The following is a 19,886-nucleotide window of genomic DNA, read 5'->3' on the forward strand; positions in this document are numbered from 1 at the left end:
GAGGTACCTTCACTTATGATGTTTTAAGGGAGGGATACTGTCTGAATGGAACAGTTATCAGTAAACAGAAGACAGTTTCAGATTCTTCTGCAGCAGCTTAATATGACAGATGATACCTTCATGACATACTTTGAAGACGGAGAGATTGATAAACTGACAATCCATAAAGCAGAAAAGGCCTGGCATTTCCAATTTCGCTTTAAGGCTCTTTTGCCGTATCAAATATATGATTCATTCATGATGAGGTTAACACAATCGTTTGCTCACATCGCCCGTGTCACATCGTCTGTTCAGGTCATCGACCCTACAGTGACAGAGGAGCTTGTACAGGATTATTGGACACGCTGTATTGAAGAGCTTGAAGGAACCTCGCCGCCGATGGTGGCTCTTTTGAATCAGCAGAAGCCGAAGCTCAAGGGAAACAAACTGATCGTGAAAACAAAAACAGATACAGAAGCATCTGCGCTCAAAAATAAATACAGCGCACTGATTCAGCACAGCTACCGCCAATTCGGCTTTCCGGAACTGCAGCTGGATACCGAAATTTTCGTATCTGACCAAGAAGTCCAGAAATTCCGCGAGCAAAAGCTTGCTGAAGATCAGGAGCGGGCGATGCAGGCGCTTATCGAGATGGAGAAGAAGGAAAAAGAGGGCGATGAGGATCAGGCACCGTCCGGACCGCTTGTCATCGGCTATCAAATTAAAGAGAACGAAGAAATCCGGACGCTTGACAGCATCATGGATGAAGAAAGAAGAATTACGGTGCAGGGGTTTGTGTTTGATGCTGAAACACGCGAGCTGAAAAGCGGACGCACGCTCTGCATTTTCAAAATCACGGACTATACAAACAGCATTTTAGTAAAAATGTTCGCCAGAGAAAAAGAAGACGCCGCTTTGATGAAAACGCTGAAAAAAGGCATGTGGGTGAAGGCGCGGGGAAGCATTCAAAACGATACATTCGTCAGAGACCTCGTCATGATTGCAAATGACGTGAATGAAATAAAAGCCAAAACCCGTGAAGACACCGCTCCTGAAGGCGAAAAACGGGTTGAGCTTCATCTGCATTCTCCGATGAGCCAAATGGATGCTGTAACGGGCATCGGAAAGCTTGTCGAACAGGCGAAAAAATGGGGACATGAAGCGATTGCGTTAACTGATCATGCCGTTGTGCAGTCTTTCCCGGATGCCTATTCCGCCGCGAAAAAACACGGCATTAAAATGATTTACGGAATGGAAGCCAATATCGTAGATGACGGCGTTCCGATCGCATACAATCCAGCTCACCGTCTCCTGGAAGAAGACACATACGTTGTCTTTGACGTTGAAACGACAGGTCTGTCCGCAGTGTATGACACCATCATTGAGCTTGCCGCAGTCAAAATAAGAGGCGGAGAAATTATCGATAAATTCGAAGCGTTCGCCAATCCGCACCATCCGCTGTCAGCAACGACGATAGAGCTTACCGGGATTACGGACGACATGGTCCGCGACGCTCCCGATGTCGTTGACGTCGTCCGGGATTTTAAAGAATGGATCGGCGATGACGTGCTTGTGGCTCATAACGCCAGCTTTGATATGGGATTTTTAAATGTGGCGTACAAGCGTCTTTTGAAAACGGAAAAAGCGAAAAATCCGGTCATTGATACGCTGGAACTCGCGCGTTTCCTGTATCCTGAGTTTAAAAATCACCGCTTAAATACGTTATGTAAGAAGTTTGATATCGAATTAACCCAGCATCACCGAGCGGTTTTTGACGCTGAAGCAACGGGCTACCTGCTGTTGAAAATGCTCAAAGATGCCGCTGAAAAAGACATTTTTTATCATGATCAGCTGAATGAGAATATGGGACAATCCAATGCTTATCAGAGATCAAGACCTTATCACGCTACATTGCTTGCCGTAAATGAGACCGGCCTTAAAAATCTGTTTAAGCTCGTGTCCATTTCTCATATTCAATATTTCTACAGAGTGCCGCGCATTCCGAGGTCGCAGCTTAATAAATACAGAGAAGGTCTGTTAATCGGCTCTGCCTGTGACAGGGGTGAGGTCTTTGAAGGCATGATGCAAAAATCTCCTGAAGAGGTTGAAGATATCGCATCCTTCTATGATTATCTTGAAGTGCAGCCGCCGGAAGTATACAGACACCTTCTGCAGCTTGAGCTCGTCCGGGATGAAAAAGCGCTGAAAGAAATCATCGCCAACATTACGAAGCTCGGAGAAAAATTGAATAAGCCGGTCGTGGCTACGGGAAATGTCCACTATTTAAACGATGAGGATAAAATTTACCGGAAGATCTTAATATCTTCCCAAGGCGGCGCCAACCCGTTAAACAGACACGAACTGCCTAAAGTGCACTTCAGAACGACAGATGAAATGCTGGAGGCTTTCTCCTTTCTGGGTGCGGAAAAAGCGAAAGAAATCGTGGTTGACAATACGCAGAAAGTCGCTTCGATGGTCGATGAGATCAAACCGATCAAAGACGATCTGTACACGCCGAAAATTGACGGGGCTGATGAAGAAATCCGTGAAATGAGCTATCAGCGCGCCAGAAGCATTTACGGTGAAGAGCTTCCCGAAATTGTGGAAGCGAGAATAGAAAAAGAATTAAAAAGTATCATCGGTCATGGGTTCGCCGTTATTTATCTCATCTCTCATAAGCTTGTAAAACGGTCTCTGGATGACGGTTATCTCGTCGGCTCCCGGGGGTCCGTCGGTTCATCGCTTGTGGCGACCTTAACGGAAATCACTGAAGTGAACCCGCTCGCTCCGCACTATGTGTGCCCGAGCTGCCGATATTCCGAATTCTTTAATGACGGATCAGTCGGTTCCGGTTTTGACCTGCCGGATAAAAGCTGCCCGTCTTGCGGCACACCTTTGAAAAAGGACGGGCATGATATCCCGTTTGAAACGTTCTTAGGCTTTAAAGGTGACAAAGTACCCGATATCGACTTGAACTTCTCAGGTGAGTATCAGCCGCATGCCCATAACTACACGAAAGTATTGTTCGGTGAAGATAACGTGTATCGCGCTGGAACGATCGGCACCGTCGCGGAAAAGACGGCTTACGGATATGTGAAAGGCTATGCGGGCGACCACAACCTGCACATGCGCGGCGCGGAGATCGACCGTCTGGTGCAAGGCTGCACCGGGGTTAAGAGAACGACCGGCCAGCACCCGGGGGGGATTATCGTTGTCCCGGATTACATGGATATTTACGATTTTTCACCGATACAATTCCCGGCAGATGCGACGGGGTCTGAATGGAAAACGACTCATTTTGACTTCCACTCCATTCATGACAACCTGCTGAAGCTTGATATATTAGGGCACGATGATCCGACCGTCATCCGGATGCTCCAGGATTTAAGCGGAATTGATCCGAAGACGATTCCGACAGATGATCCGGAAGTTATGAAGATTTTCCAAGGTACAGAATCGCTCGGCGTTACTGAAGAGCAGATCGGCTGTAAAACGGGGACGCTCGGCATTCCTGAATTCGGGACGCGATTTGTGCGGCAGATGCTTGAGGATACGAAGCCGACGACGTTCTCCGAGCTTGTCCAGATTTCCGGGCTTTCTCACGGAACGGACGTATGGCTCGGCAATGCGCAGGAACTGATACACAACAATACGTGTGAACTGAGCGAAGTGATCGGCTGCCGTGATGACATTATGGTTTACTTGATCTATCAGGGCCTTGAGCCTTCACTGGCCTTTAAAATCATGGAATTCGTCCGTAAAGGCAAAGGCCTGACGCCGGAATGGGAAGAAGAAATGAAAAAGAACAATGTGCCGAACTGGTATATTGATTCATGCAAAAAAATCAAATACATGTTCCCGAAAGCTCACGCCGCCGCATACGTGCTGATGGCGGTGCGGATTGCCTATTTTAAAGTACATCACGCGCTTTTATATTATGCTGCGTATTTTACCGTCCGCGCAGATGACTTTGACATTGATACAATGATTAAAGGCTCGACCGCCATCAGAGCGGTGATGGATGATATCAGCTCTAAAGGGCTTGATGCTTCGCCGAAGGAGAAAAACCTCCTTACCGTGTTAGAGCTTGCGCTTGAAATGTGTGAGCGCGGCTATTCCTTCCAGAAGGTCGATCTATACCGTTCGAGCGCTTCGGAATTTATCATTGACGGCAACAGTCTCATCCCGCCGTTCAACTCAATTCCGGGACTCGGAACCAACGCCGCTCTCAATATTGTGAAAGCGCGGAAAGAAGGGGAGTTCCTTTCAAAAGAGGATCTTCAAAAACGAGGAAAAGTGTCAAAAACCATTTTAGAGTATTTAGACCGTCACGGCTGTCTTGAGTCGCTTCCGGACCAAAATCAGCTGTCTCTGTTTTAAGCTTTGTGCACAGCCTCCGAGCGGAGTTTGATTTGCATTAAATATATGGTTATGGTATAGTTTTATTGGAAATGCTAACGATTACCGAGGCAAAGAGTGGGGAAACCCGCTCTTTTGTATTGAACAGGCAATTTTGCCTCGACATGTCCATCGTTTTCTCAATGCCCCTGCTCTTTTGAAGCAGGGTTTTTATGCAGAGGAACGGCTGATATGATATCGACAGCACAAGGAGGAAAAACATGAGCAAAAAAGTGACTGATACCGTTCAAGAAATGGCTCAGCCCATACTGGATGACCTTCAGCTTGAACTCGTAGACATTGAATTTGTCAAAGAGGGTCAAAACTGGTTCCTTCGCGTGTTTATTGATTCCGAGAACGGTGTTGATATTGAGGAGTGCGCCAAAGTCAGCGAAGCGTTAAGCGAAAAGCTGGATGAGGCCGATCCGATCACCCAGAACTACTTTCTTGAAGTATCTTCTCCTGGAGCCGAGCGTCCATTAAAGAAAAAAGCCGACTTCGAAAAATCACTGGGCAAAAATGTGTACATGAAAACGTACGAACCGATTGACGGTTTAAAAGTGTTTGAAGGCAAATTGGCTGAATTCGATGGACAAACTGTTACAATAGAGATGACGGTCAAAACAAGAAAGAAACGGGTCAATATTCCGTATGAAAAAATAGCTAACGCAAGATTAGCTGTAACATTTTAATGAATGAAGTATTAGTGTTTAAGGGGGGAGACCGCTAACATGAGCAGTGAACTATTAGATGCTCTCACTATTCTTGAAAAAGAAAAAGGCATCAGTAAAGACATTATCATCGAAGCAATTGAAGCTGCCTTAATTTCCGCGTATAAGCGAAATTTTAACCAGGCGCAAAACGTACGGGTCGATCTGAACCGTGAGACGGGCACGATCCGCGTGTTCGCAAGAAAGGATGTCGTAGACGAGGTATACGATTCAAGACTTGAAATCTCGCTTGACGACGCCCAGCACATCCATCCGAACTACCTTGTCGGAGATGTCGTTGAAATAGAAGTAACGCCGAAAGACTTCGGCCGCATTGCTGCGCAGACGGCGAAACAAGTGGTGACGCAGCGTGTCCGTGAAGCTGAGCGCGGCGTGATTTACTCAGAATTTATCGATCGTGAAGAAGACATCATGACGGGAATTGTACAGCGCTTAGACAGCAAGTTTATTTACGTGTCTCTCGGCAAGATTGAAGCGCTGCTGCCCGTCAATGAACAAATGCCGAATGAGAGCTATAAACCGCACGATCGGATTAAAGTATTTATTACAAAAGTCGAAAAAACGACAAAAGGGCCTCAGATCTATGTATCAAGAACACATCCTGGTCTGTTGAAGCGTCTTTTTGAAATCGAAGTGCCGGAAATTTATGACGGAACGGTCGAACTGAAATCCGTTGCCAGAGAAGCGGGCGACCGCTCTAAAATCTCCGTCCGCACTGATGATCCTGACGTTGATCCGGTCGGTTCATGCGTCGGTCCTAAAGGCCAGCGCGTGCAAGCGATCGTCAATGAACTGAAAGGCGAAAAAATTGATATCGTCAACTGGTCTGATGATCCGGTTGAATTTGTTGCCAATGCGCTCAGCCCGTCTAAAGTGCTGGATGTCATCGTCAGCGAAGAAGAAAAAGCCACGACTGTCATCGTTCCTGATTACCAGCTTTCTCTGGCAATCGGAAAAAGAGGGCAAAACGCCCGCTTAGCTGCGAAACTGACAGGCTGGAAAATCGATATCAAAAGCGAAACGGATGCAAGAGACCTTGGCATCTATCCGAGAGAGCATGAAGAAGATGACGATTTAGAGCCGCTCTTTATGGAGCCTGAAACAGCCGAATCGGATGAATAAGAGGTGACTTTAGGTGAATAAGCGAAAAAAAATTCCTCTGCGCAAATGCGTGGTAACGGGGGAAATGAAGCCTAAAAAGGAACTGATCCGAATTGTCCGTTCTAAAGAAGGAGAGATTTCAGTCGATCCGACCGGAAAGAAGAACGGGCGGGGTGCCTATATCACCCTTGAGAAAGAATGCATCTTAGCTGCGAAAAAGAAAAACACATTGCAAAATCAATTTCAATCACAAATCGATGACCAGATTTTCGAAGAATTGCTGGAACTGGCGGAAAAGGTGAAAAAATAACATGTCTGGAATGGAATGGTTTCCCTTGCTGGGTCTGGCCAATCGAGCTCGTAAGGTCGTGTCGGGCGAGGACTTGGTTATAAAAGAAATTAGAAATGCGCGTGCAAAACTTGTTCTGCTGACAGAAGATGCATCTGCGAATACTGCAAAAAAAGTATCCGATAAATGCAATTATTATAAAGTGCCTTATAAAAAAGTCGAAAGCCGCGCTGATCTCGGCCGCTCTATCGGCAAGGAATCACGTGTCGTTGTCGCCGTCACTGACCAAGGTTTTGCGAATAAGCTGATCAGCTTGCTCGATTAATATTTTTGGGGGTGAACGAATGGCTAAAATGAGAGTTTACGAATATGCAAAAGCCATCAATGTTTCAAGCAAGGAAATTTTGACTGCGCTGAAAAACATGGATATAGTAGTAAATAACCATATGGCAATGCTTGAAGAAAAGACCATTAAGCAGCTTGATGCGAAATTTAAAAAAGGCGGCGCCGGCGTTACATCTCAGAAGCCTGCGGAAACGAACAAAAACAAGCCGCAAGGGATTAATCAGCAGCCTGCTGGGAATCAACCAAACAAAATTCGAGACGGAAAGAAGAATGACGTGCAGAATAATCAATTTAACAAAAACAAGAAGAATAACAACAACAACAAAAACAAAAACAAACGCAATCATAACAACAAAAATCAGTATCAGCAAAAACCGCTGAAGCCGAAAAAAGAGCTTCCTGAGAAAATTACGTTTTCCGGCTCTTTAACAGTCGGAGCTTTAGCCGAGGAACTGGGCAAAGAGCCGTCTGAACTCATTAAAAAACTGATGCTTTTGGGCGTAATGGCTACCATTAACCAGGAGCTTGACAAAGACACAATCGAACTGATCGCATCTGAATACGGTGTAGAAACAGAAGAAGTGATTGTGCTTGAAGAAACTGAGCTTGAAAAATATGAAGAGGCTGACAAAGAAGAAGATCTTCAAATCCGTCCGCCTGTCGTGACGATCATGGGCCACGTTGACCACGGGAAAACGACCCTCCTTGACAGCATCAGAAAAACAAAAGTTGTTGAAGGTGAAGCCGGCGGAATCACCCAGCATATCGGGGCTTACCAGATCGAAGAAAACGGCAAAAAAATCACGTTCTTAGATACTCCGGGACACGCGGCGTTCACAACAATGCGTGCGCGCGGTGCGGAAGTAACTGATATTACCATTTTAGTCGTAGCGGCTGATGACGGCGTTATGCCGCAGACAGTCGAAGCCATCAACCATGCGAAAGCGGCTGAGGTTCCGATTATCGTTGCCGTGAATAAAGTGGATAAAGAAAGCGCGAACCCTGACCGTGTCATGCAGGAGCTGACTGAATACGGACTCGTTCCTGAAGCATGGGGAGGAGAAACGATTTTCGTTCCTCTGTCCGCTCTTACAGGCAAGGGAATTGACGAGCTTGTCGAAATGATTCTGCTTGTCAGTGAAGTGGAAGAGCTGAAAGCCAATCCGAACCGTCAGGCAAAAGGAACGGTTATTGAAGCTGAGCTCGATAAAGGAAGAGGATCTGTCGCGACACTTCTCGTTCAAACGGGAACATTGAATGTCGGAGATCCGATCGTTGTCGGAAATACATTCGGCCGCGTGCGGGCCATGGTCAATGATCTCGGCCGCCGCGTGAAAACAGCCGGACCGTCCACACCTGTAGAAATTACTGGCTTAAACGACGTACCGCAGGCTGGCGATCAATTCCTCGTCTTTAAAGACGAAAAAACAGCCCGTTCTGTCGGTGAAGCACGCGCTTCCAAGCAACTGGAAGAACAGCGCAGCGACAAAGCGAAGCTGAGCCTCGATGATCTGTTTGAACAAATTAAACAAGGCGATGTCAAAGACATCAATTTAATCGTAAAAGCTGACGTTCAAGGTTCAGCCGAAGCGTTAACAGCCGCTCTTCAAAAAATTGAAGTAGAAGGCGTAAAAGTGAAAATCATTCACACAGGCGTCGGTGCGATTACGGAATCAGACATCATTCTCGCATCTGCTTCAAATGCAATCGTTATCGGGTTTAATGTGCGCCCAGACGGAAATGCTAAGAGCACGGCTGAAGCTGAAAATGTAGATATCCGTCTTCACCGTATCATTTACAAAGTCATCGAAGAAATTGAAGCGGCGATGAAAGGAATGCTTGATCCTGAATACGAAGAAAAAGTCATCGGCCAGGTTGAAGTGCGCCAAACATTCAAAGTGTCGAAAATCGGTACGATTGCCGGCGGATATGTAACAGACGGCCACATTACACGTGACAGCGGACTCCGCCTGATCCGTGACGGCGTCGTTATCTTCGAAGGCGAAGTAGACGTTCTGAAACGCTTCAAAGATGATGTGAAAGAAGTTTCACAAGGATATGAATGTGGTATTACAATTAAGAAATACAATGACATTCGCGAAGGCGACATCATTGAAGCGTATGTCATGCAGGAAATCGAAAGAAAGTGATCGGATTTGCGGAATGTGAATGCATCATTTATGATGCGGGATCATTAAAGGAGAAACGAGCCGTTCTGAAGCGGATTATAACGAGGGTTCAGAATAAGTTCAACGTGTCGGCCGCAGAAATCGGCTATCAGGACACTTGGCAGCGGACCAGCTTCGGAATCGCCGTCGTCTCCTCCTCTCACGTTCAGGCGGAAAAGGAGATCCAGCGCGTACTCGCGTTTATTGACTCCTTTCCCGAAATAGAACGGACGATCACTAGAACAGAGTGGTTTTAACTTAGAGGTGATTGAATTGAGTATGAGAGCAAACCGTGTCGGCGAGCAGATGAAAAAAGAGCTCGGGGATATTATCAGCCGAAAGCTGAAAGACCCGAGAATCGGATTTCTCACTGTAACAGACGTACGCGTTTCAGGTGATTTACAAATAGCGAAGGTGTATATCTCCGTTCTCGGCGGAGAGAAAAAGAAAGAGGAGGCGCTGAAAGGGCTTGAGAAAGCGAAAGGGTTTATCCGTTCCGAAATCGGCAGCCGAATCAGACTCCGCAAAACGCCTGAGCTTGAATTTGAATTTGATGAATCAATTGAGTACGGCAATCGTATTGAAACATTGATTCACGAACTGCATTCAGATAAACCGTCTGAATAACAAGGAAAGAGGATGGGCGAGTGTCGTCTGTCCTCTTTTCTGCGTTTTACGGGATACAATTGATAACAAAGGAGCGAAAGACATATGGTTAACGGAGTTCTCCTTTTACATAAACCGGTCGGCATGACTTCTCACGACTGTGTAATGAAAATAAGAAAACTGTTAAAAACAAAGAAAGTCGGACATACGGGAACGCTTGATCCGGAAGTGTCAGGCGTACTGCCGATCTGTGTCGGACGGGCCACAAAGATTGTTGAGTACGTCACCGACAAGTCAAAAACGTACGATGCTGAGATCACTCTTGGTTTCTCCACATCGACCGAAGACCAGACGGGAGAAACGGTCAGCGTAAAACCTGTCAAGGAGCCGCTGAAAGAAGTGGATATCAAAGCCGTTTTAGACGAACTGAAGGGACCGCAGGAGCAAGTGCCGCCGATGTATTCCGCTGTAAAGGTTAACGGGAAAAAGCTCTATGAATACGCCAGAGCCGGTATTGAAGTGGAGCGGCCGAAGCGGAATATCACGATTGAAGATATCGCGCTCACTTCCCCTGTCACTTATAAAGAAGACACAGCATCATTCCGCTTTACAGTCACGTGCTCAAAGGGCACTTACGTGAGAACATTGGCGGTGACAATCGGTGAAAAACTCGGCTATCCCGCGCATATGTCGCATCTCATCCGCACCGCTTCCGGCGATTTCAGCCTTGATGAGTGTTTCACGTTTGAGGAACTTGAACAGCAGGTTTCAGACGGCATGGTTGCAGAGCATGCCGTGCCGATTGAAAGAGCGCTCAATCATTTGCCGAAATGGGTCATAAGTGATACATTAGCTAAGAAAGCTGAAAACGGGTCAGTGTTTGACATCCCGGCGGAATTTTCTGCGTTGACAGCTGACGCCCGTATAGCGGTCTGTACTGAAGACGGAGAATGTGTGGCCATTTATATGCCGCATCCTTCAAAAAAAGGACTGCTGAAACCGGCTAAAGTGCTCATGCAAAAAAGCGAACAATAAGAAAAAAGGTGACCGTTCTGTGAAGACGATACATATTTCTCATCCGCATCATTTACAAAAAGAAGAGCAGCCGGCGTCTGTCATGGCACTCGGCTACTTTGACGGCGTTCATTTGGGACACCGGAAAGTAATCGGAACAGCCAGACAAATAGCCGAAGAAAAAGGCCTGTCGCTGGCCGTTATGACGTTTCATCCCCACCCTTCCCATGTGTTGGGCAGGGACAAAGAGCCAAAGGATCTGATTACGCCGCTTGAAGATAAAATCAGCCAGATCGGGCGTTTAGGCGCTGATGTGCTGTATGTCGTAAAGTTTGATGAGGCGTTTGCGTCGCTGTCTCCAAAACAATTTGCCGAGGAGTATATTTTAGGGTTAAACGCGCGGCACGCTGTGGGAGGCTTCGATTTTACGTACGGAAAATACGGAAAAGGCACGATGGAGACGCTGCCGGACGATTTAAACGGCAAGGCCGGATGCACGACTGTCGAGAAACAGACCGAGCAGGACAGAAAGATCAGCTCCACTTATATCCGGTCAGCGCTGCAGGATGGTGACGTTGAACTTGCGCACACTCTTCTCGGCCAGCCGTATTTTGTCCGGGGCACTGTGATTCACGGAGATAAAAGAGGCCGCACCATCGGTTTTCCGACCGCGAATGTCGGCCTGCACAACAGTTATATCGTGCCGCCGACAGGCGTGTATGCAGTGAAAGCCGAAATAAAAGGCGAGGTGTATGAAGGCGTCTGCAACATCGGCTACAAACCGACCTTTTATGAAAAGCGTCCCGATCAGCCGTCAATTGAAGTTCATTTGTTTAATTTTCAACAGGATGTATACGGAGAAGACGTTAAAATCGAGTGGTACAAACGAATCCGAAGCGAACGGAAGTTTAACGGCATCGATGAACTGACGGCTCAGATCGGAAAAGACAAACAAGAAGCGATCCGTTTTTTCAGCAAATAACGGAAAAAACATCAAAAGTACACAAATTTTCTTCTAAAAGATTTGCATATGGGCGCGATTTTTAGTATCATATGTTTCGTAGTCTTAAAACCATTGCTTGGCAATCCGAAGTCACCGACGGTTGCTAGGTAACTGGGGCTAATTATGATATGGAGGTGAAACAGGATGGCAATTACTCAAGAGCGTAAAAATCAACTCATCAGCGAGTTCAAAACACACGAATCTGATACTGGATCTCCAGAAGTTCAGATCGCTATCCTAACAGACTCAATTAACAACTTGAACGAGCATTTGCGTACTCACAAGAAAGATCACCACTCACGTCGCGGTCTTCTTAAAATGGTAGGTAAACGTCGTAATCTTCTTACGTATCTGCGTAATAAAGACGTAACTCGTTACCGTGAGTTAATTAACAAACTAGGCTTACGTCGATAATCGTAAAAAGCGGGAGGATTCCCGCTTTTTTATCGTATTAAAGCGAAAAAAATAATAATAAAAAAACAATGAAATCCTTTTACATACTACTTTGACATTGATATGTTCAATTCATTTCGTTCATAATAGGAGTAATTGATTATTTCACACATTAAGAGAGGAGCTCGTAATCGAATGGGACAAGAGAAACATGTCTTTACCATAGATTGGGCCGGCAGACAGCTTACAGTAGAAGCCGGCCAGCTTGCCAAACAGGCAAACGGCGCTGTCATGATCCGCTACGGCGATACTGCAGTGCTCAGCACAGCAACCGCATCAAAAGAACCGAAACCGCTAGATTTTTTCCCGCTTACCGTTAACTATGAAGAAAGATTATACGCAGTAGGTAAAATTCCGGGCGGTTTTATTAAAAGAGAAGGCCGTCCAAGTGAAAAGGCCGTTTTAGCCAGCCGTCTGATCGACCGTCCGATCCGCCCGCTTTTCGCAGACGGATTCCGTAACGAAGTACAGGTCATCAGCATTGTCATGAGTGTTGATCAGGACTGCTCATCTGAAATGGCTGCAATGTTCGGTTCATCACTTGCTCTTTGCGTTTCCGATATCCCGTTTGAAGGCCCGATCGCGGGTGTGACGGTAGGCCGCATTGACGGGAAATTCGTCATCAATCCGACGGTTGACCAGCTTGAAAAAAGTGATATCAACCTCATCGTTGCAGGCACAAAAGACGCCATCAACATGGTGGAAGCCGGAGCGGATGAAGTTCCTGAAGAAATCATGCTTGAGGCGATTATGTTCGGTCACGAAGAAATTAAGCGCCTGATCGCATTCCAAGAAGAAATCGTCGCAGCAGTCGGCAAAGAGAAAACAGAAATCGACCTGTATGAAATTGACGAAGAGCTCAGCGAAAAAGTAAAAAGCCTTGCGGAGCCGGATCTTCTCAGCGCCATTCAGGTTCACGAAAAACATGCTCGCGAAGACGCGATCAATGAAGTGAAAAATGCAGTTGTCGCGAAATTCGAAGAAGAAGAGCATGATGAAGATACGATTAAAAAAGTGAAACAGACACTGTCTAAACTCGTGAAAAACGAAGTGCGCCGTTTAATCACAGAAGAAAAAGTCCGTCCGGACGGCCGCGGCGTTGATCAGATCCGCCCGCTTTCTTCAGAAGTCGGCCTTCTGCCGAGAACGCACGGCTCCGGGCTGTTTACGCGAGGACAGACGCAGGCGCTCAGCGTTTGTACATTAGGCGCCCTTGGGGACGTTCAGATTCTTGACGGTTTAGGCGTGGAAGAATCAAAACGCTTTATGCATCATTATAACTTCCCGCAGTTCAGCGTAGGGGAGACAGGCCCGATGCGCGGACCGGGACGCCGTGAGATCGGTCACGGTGCTCTTGGAGAGCGTGCGCTTGAGCCGGTCATTCCGAATGAAAAAGACTTCCCGTATACGGTCCGTCTCGTATCCGAAGTGCTTGAATCAAACGGTTCCACTTCACAGGCCAGCATTTGCGCGAGCACGCTTGCCATGATGGACGCAGGTGTTCCGATTAAAGCCCCTGTTGCGGGTATCGCGATGGGACTTGTGAAATCAGGCGAGTACTATACGGTATTAACGGATATTCAAGGGATGGAAGACGCCCTCGGTGACATGGACTTTAAAGTAGCCGGCACGGAAAAAGGCGTGACAGCGCTGCAAATGGACATTAAAATTGAAGGACTTTCAAGAGAAATTCTTGAAGAAGCGCTTCAGCAGGCGAAAAAAGGAAGAATGGAAATCTTGAACAGCATGCTCAGCACGCTTGGTGAATCAAGAAAAGAACTTTCTCAATATGCGCCGAAAATTTTAACGATGAACATTAATCCGGATAAAATCCGTGACGTTATCGGACCGAGCGGTAAACAAATCAACAAAATCATTGAAGATACCGGTGTTAAAATTGACATTGAACAAGACGGCACCATCTTTATTTCTTCTACTGATGAAAGCAGCAACCAAAAAGCGAAAAAAATCATCGAAGATCTTGTCAGAGAAGTCGAAGTCGGCCAGCTTTACCTCGGTAAAGTCAAACGGATTGAGAAATTCGGCGCTTTCGTTGAAATCTTCAGCGGAAAAGACGGTCTCGTTCACATCTCTGAACTAGCGCTCGAACGGGTCGGCAAGGTTGAAGATGTTGTGAAAATCGGTGACGAAATCCTTGTGAAGGTAACTGAAATTGACAAACAGGGACGAGTGAATCTGTCGCGTAAAGCAGTGCTGCGCGAAGAGAAAGAAAAAGAACAGGAACAACAACAATCTTAAATGAAAACCTAACAAGGAGCCTGGGAGACCCGGCTTCTTTATTTTGAGAAAGACAACAGACGGGTTCTACCTTGTCCTCCTCATACATAATGTGTGAGGAGGGGGGAAGGACATGTTGAAAAAATTCGTGCCGTTTGCCGTTTTTTTATTTCTTTTTTTTGTTTCGTTTGAAATGTTAAAAAATCCGTATACAGTTGATTACATAGACGCAATGAAAAAAGACGCTGTAACTGTGTCAGCATCAAAAGATCCGCTCTATGAAGAATTACTGCAAAAAGCGTCAGAGTATGAAGTGAAGCCGCAAGACGCGCGGATTGATAAAATATGGAAGAGTATACCGGGATATAACGGTTTAAAAGTCAATGTGGAAAAATCCTATAAACAAATGAAAAAGGACGGAGAATTTCACGAAGACGGCCTTGTCTATGAGCAGGTAAAACCGAAAGTCCATCTTGATTCTCTCGCGCCCGAACCCATTTATAAAGGAAATCCCGACAAACCGATGGTCGCTTTCCTGATAAATGTCGCCTGGGGAAATGAATACGTGGAGCAAATGCTGCCTATTCTGAAGCAGCACCAGGTCAAAGCAACTTTCTTTCTTGAAGGGAAATGGCTGAAAAACAATCAGGAACTGGGGAAAAAAATAGCGGCAGACGGACATGAAATCGGAAATCATTCATACAATCACCCTGATATGAGCAAACTGACTTCAGGAAGCATTTCCGAACAGCTTGACAAAACCAATGCACAAATCAGCGAGACGCTCGGCATAAAGCCGAAATGGTTTGCGCCGCCAAGCGGCAGCTTCAGAAAAGCCGTGGTCGATCTTGCGGCGGAAAAAGGAATGGGCACCATCATGTGGACCGTGGACACCATTGACTGGCAAAAACCGTCTCCGGCTGTTTTACAAACAAGGGTGTTGAGCAAAATACATAACGGAGCCATGATTTTAATGCATCCGACTGATCCGACTGCGAAAAGCCTGGATACACTGATTGCAAAAATCAAAGAAAAAGGCTACGCGCTCGGCTCAGTGTCTGACTTAATGGATGAAAACAGGCTGATGAAGTAGCAGGCGGCAGTTGCCTGTCTTTGAATAGGAGGAACAGACTTGATAAAACGCTATACATGCCAAAACGGTGTAAGAGTTGTGCTTGAAAATAATCCAACGGTGCGGTCTGTGGCAATCGGCGTCTGGATCGGGACGGGATCACGTCATGAAACGCCGGATACAAACGGTATTTCGCACTTTCTTGAGCATATGTTTTTTAAAGGAACAAATACCAGGTCCGCACGTGAAATCGCAGAATCCTTCGATCGGATAGGCGGCCAAGTGAATGCCTTCACTTCAAAAGAATATACGTGCTATTACGCCAAAGTGCTGGATGAGCATGCAAACTACGCACTTGATGTGCTGGCTGATATGTTCTTTCATTCTGCTTTTGACGAAGATGAGCTCAAAAAAGAAAAGAACGTCGTATATGAAGAAATCAAAATGTATGAAGACGCGCCGGATGACATTGTCCACGATCTGCTGAGCAAAGCGACATACGGCAATCATTCGCTCGGCTACCCGATTCTCGGGACGGAGGAAACGCTTTCGTCATTTAACGGCGATTCTCTCAGACAGCATATGGATGACTTTTACACGCCGGACCGCGTCGTCATTTCTGTCGCCGGAAATGTAACGGAACAATTCATTAAAGACGTGGAGAAATGGTTCGGTACATACGAAGCGAAGGGCAAAGCAAGCGGCATCAGCGAGCCTGAGTTTCATTATGAAAAGCTGACCAGAAAAAAAGACACCGAACAGGCGCATCTCTGTCTCGGTTTCAAAGGCCTGAAAGTCGGAGATCCGGACATTTACGATTTGATCGTCTTAAACAACGTGCTGGGCGGAAGCATGAGCAGCCGTCTTTTCCAGGATGTGCGTGAAGATAAAGGACTGGCCTATTCTGTATACAGCTATCACAGTTCCTATGAAGACAGCGGTATGCTGACGATTTACGGAGGCACCGGCGCGAATCAGCTCGGACTTCTGTCTGAAACCATTCAGGAAACGTTATCGGTTCTAAAACGTGACGGTATCACCCCGAAAGAGCTGGAAAACAGCAAAGAGCAAATGAAGGGGAGCTTAATGCTCAGCTTAGAGAGCACAAACAGCAAAATGAGCCGGAACGGGAAAAACGAACTCCTGCTCGGAAAGCATAAGACCATGGATGAAATTATCACTGAATTAAATGCGGTCAGCCTGGAAAGCGTCAACGGCCTCAGCCGCCGCTTATTTACGGATGATTACGCACTATCGCTCATCAGCCCGACCGGCAATATGCCGGCTTCATCTTAAGCGGAAAAGCAGTCTGCCTCTATACGGGGCAGGCATTTTTTTTTGCTCCGGGTCATATAGTACAAGGGGGTGGCTATCATGAGGCTCAGTGAACTGTCAGGTAAAGAAATAGTGGACATTAAACGGGCAGAGCGGCTCGGCGTGCTCGGCCAGACCGATTTGGAAATTAATGAACAGGACGGACAAATTACCGCGCTGTTGATACCGACGGTAAAATGGTTCGGATTGCGAAAACAAGGCCACGACATCCGCGTCCCCTGGAACCATATCCAAAAAATCGGGTCAGACATGATCATTTTAGACGTTCCGGGGGAGATCACGCCTCCCGAAGAGTAGATCTTATTCATTTTTTGCAAGCACCGGCTCATACAGCCGGTGCTTTTTTTATGAAAAAGACGCTGTACATTCACCGCCCTTTCTCTTCGCACATACGATGAAGAGGAGGATGACACTTAAAAGATCCAGTAACTGTAAAGAAGGTGAACGTTTCAGATGTTAACCGGATTGACAATTGCGATCATTGGCGGTGACGCAAGACAGCTTGAGATTATAAGAAAGCTGACAGAACAGCATGCCGATATTTATCTTGCAGGGTTTGACCAATTGGATGACGGTTTTACAGGAACCGTCAAATGCAAAATCGATGAGATTCCCTTTCAAAAAATAGACAGTATCATCCTGCCTGTATCGGCAACGACCGGAGAAGGCGTTGTTTCCACGGTTTTTTCAAATGAAGAAGTGGTATTAAAGCAGAGCTATCTTGAGCGGACACCGGAGCATTGCGTCATTTATTCAGGCATCTCCAACGCGTATCTTGAGGGGATCGCCAGCGAAGCGGGCCGCAAGCTTGTGAAATTATTTGAGCGGGACGATATCGCGATATTCAACTCGATTCCCACTGTTGAAGGAACAATCATGATGGCGATTCAGCATACGGATTATACCATTCACGGATCAAATGTCGCCGTTCTCGGCATGGGGCGCACCGGTATGACGATCGCCCGGACGTTTGCGGCGTTAGGGGCGAAGGTAAAAGTGGGCGCGCGGAGTTCGGCTCATTTGGCCCGTATAACGGAAATGGGGCTTTCTCCTTTTCAACTTGAAGAGCTTACTGAACATGTAAATGATATTGATATCTGCATTAACACCGTACCGAGCTTGATTCTGAATCAAAGCGTTTTATCGCGCATGACGCCGAAGACCTTGATTTTGGATTTAGCATCCCGTCCGGGCGGAACGGATTTCAAATATGCTGAAAAACAAGGCATTAAAGCGCTGCTTGCTCCGGGTCTTCCGGGAATTGTGGCCCCGAAAACAGCCGGACAGATTATTGCGAACGTATTGAGCAAGCTTTTGGCAGACTTAAAGAAAGAGGGGAAATAACCATGTCTCTGAAAGGGAAAAGAATCGGATTCGGATTAACCGGCTCGCATTGCACATATGAGGAAGTTTTTCCGCAAATAGAGGCGCTTATCAGTCAAGGAGCTGAAGTCCGGCCGGTCGTGACATCAACCGTTCAATCGACCGATACCCGCTTTGGGGAGGGGGGAGATTGGGTCAGAAAAATTGAAGAAGCAACAGGCTTTGAGGCGATTGATTCCATCGTAAAAGCGGAGCCTCTCGGGCCGAAACTTCCGCTCGACTGCATGGTCATCGCCCCTTTAACCGGAAATTCAATGAGCAAACTCGCAAATGCGATGACTGACAGCCCCGTCCTTATGGCTGCGAAAGCCACGATCCGCAACGGCCGCCCGGTCGTGCTCGGAATTTCGACAAACGACGGACTCGGTTTAAACGGAACGAATTTAATGAGGCTGATGTCCGCAAAAAACATATATTTCATCCCGTTCGGCCAGGACGACCACGTGAAAAAACCGACATCGCTCGTCGCCAGAATGGATCTCCTTCCGATTACGGTAGAAAAAGCTCTTTTGCACCAGCAGGTTCAGCCGGTGCTCGTACACCATCATGAATAAAAAATCATGATGACAGAAAATCATTCCGGAATAAAAAAATTCGATCAATCCGTGACTATTCTATGGTAAAATAAAACGTAAAATGCAAAGTCAATTCAACAAATGATGCTTAATTGGCGGAAGGAGTTTTACAGATGGGAAGAGGATTACACGTAGCAGTTGTCGGAGCGACGGGAGCCGTAGGACAGCAAATGCTGAAAACACTGGAAGACAGAAACTTTGAAATCGAAACACTCACACTACTATCCTCAAAGCGTTCTGCTGGTACGAAAGTAACGTTTAAAGGCGAAGAATATACAGTGCAGGAAGCTGTTCCTGAAAGCTTCGAAGGCGTTCATATCGCGTTATTCAGCGCCGGCGGAAGCGTATCACAAAGCTTGGCGCCTGAGGCTGTAAAACGGGGAGCCATCGTGATTGACAATACCAGCGCATTCCGGATGGACGAAAATACACCGCTCGTGGTGCCTGAGGTGAACGAAGGTGATCTGCACAAACATAACGGCATTATCGCCAACCCTAACTGTTCAACGATTCAGATGGTGGCTGCGCTTGAACCGATCCGCAAAGCGTACGGTTTGAAAAAAGTCATTGTATCTACTTACCAAGCTGTGTCCGGGGCCGGCAATGAAGCGGCGAAGGAATTGTACAGCCAGACAAAGGCGATTTTAAACAATGAACCTGTAGAACCGTCCATTATGCCGGTTAAAGGCGACAAAAAGCATTATCAAATCGCATTTAACGCCATTCCGCAAATTGATAAATTCCAAGATAACGGCTATACGTTTGAGGAAATGAAAATGATTAATGAAACGAAAAAAATCATGCATATGCCGAAGCTGGAAGTGGCTGCGACATGTGTCAGACTGCCGATTGAAACAGGGCACTCAGAATCTGTTTACATTGAGCTTGACCGTGATGACGCAACCGTTGAAGATATGAAACAGCTTTTAAAAGAAGCTCCGGGTGTTACGCTTCAGGATGATCCGGCGGAGCAGCTTTACCCGATGCCTGCTGATTGCGTCGGCAAACGCGATGTATTTGTAGGAAGAATCCGTAAAGATTTGGACAGAGCAAACGGTTTTCATTTGTGGGTTGTTTCTGATAACCTGTTAAAAGGCGCCGCTTGGAACTCAGTTCAAATCGCGGAAAGCCTGCAAAAACTGAACCTCGTATAAAACAAACGTATTTTCTATAGGCGAACAGAAGAGAGTAAGGCT

General features: G+C 46.5%; 18 protein-coding genes. All 18 read left to right on the forward strand.

Translation table 11 applies throughout. The features are described from left to right. Positions 1–45: 45 nt before the first annotated feature. Positions 46–4,359 (forward strand): PolC-type DNA polymerase III, encoded by a 4,314-nt coding sequence (locus tag NYE36_RS08815; protein WP_015417483.1) that lies wholly within the window; start codon positions 46–48, stop codon positions 4,357–4,359. A 239-nt stretch (positions 4,360–4,598) separates the two neighbouring features. Continuing rightward, on the forward strand, positions 4,599–5,069 hold the full coding sequence (gene rimP, locus NYE36_RS08820; protein ID WP_007409801.1) for a ribosome maturation factor RimP: 471 nt from the start codon (positions 4,599–4,601) through the stop codon (positions 5,067–5,069). 39 nt (positions 5,070–5,108) lie between these two features. Next, a complete protein-coding gene (gene nusA, locus NYE36_RS08825) occupies positions 5,109–6,230 on the forward strand; it encodes a transcription termination factor NusA (RefSeq protein WP_003154195.1) in 1,122 nt (373 codons plus the stop codon). Positions 6,231–6,243: 13 nt separating this feature from the next. Further along, positions 6,244–6,519: a glucose-induced regulator RulR gene (gene rulR / locus NYE36_RS08830; protein ID WP_003154193.1), complete on the forward strand. Its 276-nt coding sequence runs from the start codon at positions 6,244–6,246 to the stop codon at positions 6,517–6,519. A gap of 1 nt (position 6,520) precedes the next feature. After that, complete coding sequence (locus tag NYE36_RS08835; protein ID WP_003154192.1) at positions 6,521–6,823, forward strand: YlxQ family RNA-binding protein; 303 nt, start codon at positions 6,521–6,523, stop codon at positions 6,821–6,823. 19 nt (positions 6,824–6,842) lie between these two features. Continuing rightward, positions 6,843–8,993: a translation initiation factor IF-2 gene (gene infB / locus NYE36_RS08840; RefSeq protein WP_007611462.1), complete on the forward strand. Its 2,151-nt coding sequence runs from the start codon at positions 6,843–6,845 to the stop codon at positions 8,991–8,993. Next, on the forward strand, positions 8,990–9,268 hold the full coding sequence (locus NYE36_RS08845; RefSeq protein WP_003154188.1) for a DUF503 domain-containing protein: 279 nt from the start codon (positions 8,990–8,992) through the stop codon (positions 9,266–9,268). The genes infB and NYE36_RS08845 overlap by 4 nt, the downstream gene beginning before the upstream one ends. 16 nt (positions 9,269–9,284) lie before the next feature. After that, positions 9,285–9,638 (forward strand): 30S ribosome-binding factor RbfA, encoded by a 354-nt coding sequence (gene rbfA, locus NYE36_RS08850; protein ID WP_003154185.1) that lies wholly within the window; start codon positions 9,285–9,287, stop codon positions 9,636–9,638. An 84-nt stretch (positions 9,639–9,722) separates the two neighbouring features. Continuing rightward, complete coding sequence (gene truB / locus NYE36_RS08855) at positions 9,723–10,652, forward strand: tRNA pseudouridine(55) synthase TruB (RefSeq protein ID WP_053573444.1); 930 nt, start codon at positions 9,723–9,725, stop codon at positions 10,650–10,652. A 19-nt stretch (positions 10,653–10,671) separates the two neighbouring features. Further along, entirely contained in the window at positions 10,672–11,613 is a 942-nt protein-coding gene (gene ribF / locus NYE36_RS08860) for a bifunctional riboflavin kinase/FAD synthetase (RefSeq protein WP_007409804.1), read from the forward strand. A 165-nt stretch (positions 11,614–11,778) separates the two neighbouring features. Further along, positions 11,779–12,048 (forward strand): 30S ribosomal protein S15, encoded by a 270-nt coding sequence (gene rpsO / locus NYE36_RS08865; protein ID WP_003154182.1) that lies wholly within the window; start codon positions 11,779–11,781, stop codon positions 12,046–12,048. A gap of 174 nt (positions 12,049–12,222) precedes the next feature. Next, positions 12,223–14,346, forward strand: a complete 2,124-nt coding sequence (gene pnp / locus NYE36_RS08870) for a polyribonucleotide nucleotidyltransferase (protein WP_199022522.1) — start codon at positions 12,223–12,225, stop codon at positions 14,344–14,346. A gap of 112 nt (positions 14,347–14,458) precedes the next feature. After that, positions 14,459–15,418, forward strand: coding sequence for a polysaccharide deacetylase family protein (locus tag NYE36_RS08875; RefSeq protein WP_012117569.1), 960 nt, complete (start codon positions 14,459–14,461; stop codon positions 15,416–15,418). A gap of 39 nt (positions 15,419–15,457) precedes the next feature. After that, positions 15,458–16,693, forward strand: a complete 1,236-nt coding sequence (locus NYE36_RS08880; RefSeq protein WP_012117570.1) for a pitrilysin family protein — start codon at positions 15,458–15,460, stop codon at positions 16,691–16,693. A 78-nt stretch (positions 16,694–16,771) separates the two neighbouring features. After that, positions 16,772–17,029, forward strand: a complete 258-nt coding sequence (locus NYE36_RS08885; RefSeq protein WP_003154176.1) for a YlmC/YmxH family sporulation protein — start codon at positions 16,772–16,774, stop codon at positions 17,027–17,029. A 156-nt stretch (positions 17,030–17,185) separates the two neighbouring features. Beyond that, positions 17,186–18,076: a dipicolinic acid synthetase subunit A gene (gene dpaA, locus NYE36_RS08890; protein WP_007409808.1), complete on the forward strand. Its 891-nt coding sequence runs from the start codon at positions 17,186–17,188 to the stop codon at positions 18,074–18,076. Positions 18,077–18,078: 2 nt separating this feature from the next. Next, complete coding sequence (gene dpaB / locus NYE36_RS08895) at positions 18,079–18,669, forward strand: dipicolinate synthase subunit B (protein ID WP_007409809.1); 591 nt, start codon at positions 18,079–18,081, stop codon at positions 18,667–18,669. A 134-nt stretch (positions 18,670–18,803) separates the two neighbouring features. Next, positions 18,804–19,844, forward strand: coding sequence for an aspartate-semialdehyde dehydrogenase (gene asd, locus NYE36_RS08900; RefSeq protein WP_094032436.1), 1,041 nt, complete (start codon positions 18,804–18,806; stop codon positions 19,842–19,844). Positions 19,845–19,886: the final 42 nt, after the last annotated feature.

It is taken from the genome of Bacillus sp. FSL R5-0593, from assembly GCF_038603755.1.
GTDB classification, from domain to species: Bacteria; Bacillota; Bacilli; order Bacillales; family Bacillaceae; genus Bacillus; species Bacillus velezensis.

Coding starts and splice junctions, on each gene's coding strand:
- infB (WP_007611462.1), top strand. CDS start 6,843: ATGGCTAAAATGAGAGTTTACGAATATGCAAAAGCCATCAATGTTTCA.
- nusA (WP_003154195.1), top strand. CDS start 5,109: ATGAGCAGTGAACTATTAGATGCTCTCACTATTCTTGAAAAAGAAAAA.
- dpaB (WP_007409809.1), top strand. CDS start 18,079: ATGTCTCTGAAAGGGAAAAGAATCGGATTCGGATTAACCGGCTCGCAT.
- NYE36_RS08885 (WP_003154176.1), top strand. CDS start 16,772: ATGAGGCTCAGTGAACTGTCAGGTAAAGAAATAGTGGACATTAAACGG.
- truB (WP_053573444.1), top strand. CDS start 9,723: ATGGTTAACGGAGTTCTCCTTTTACATAAACCGGTCGGCATGACTTCT.
- asd (WP_094032436.1), top strand. CDS start 18,804: ATGGGAAGAGGATTACACGTAGCAGTTGTCGGAGCGACGGGAGCCGTA.
- rpsO (WP_003154182.1), top strand. CDS start 11,779: ATGGCAATTACTCAAGAGCGTAAAAATCAACTCATCAGCGAGTTCAAA.
- pnp (WP_199022522.1), top strand. CDS start 12,223: ATGGGACAAGAGAAACATGTCTTTACCATAGATTGGGCCGGCAGACAG.
- NYE36_RS08875 (WP_012117569.1), top strand. CDS start 14,459: ATGTTGAAAAAATTCGTGCCGTTTGCCGTTTTTTTATTTCTTTTTTTT.
- rimP (WP_007409801.1), top strand. CDS start 4,599: ATGAGCAAAAAAGTGACTGATACCGTTCAAGAAATGGCTCAGCCCATA.
- NYE36_RS08835 (WP_003154192.1), top strand. CDS start 6,521: ATGTCTGGAATGGAATGGTTTCCCTTGCTGGGTCTGGCCAATCGAGCT.
- NYE36_RS08815 (WP_015417483.1), top strand. CDS start 46: ATGGAACAGTTATCAGTAAACAGAAGACAGTTTCAGATTCTTCTGCAG.
- dpaA (WP_007409808.1), top strand. CDS start 17,186: ATGTTAACCGGATTGACAATTGCGATCATTGGCGGTGACGCAAGACAG.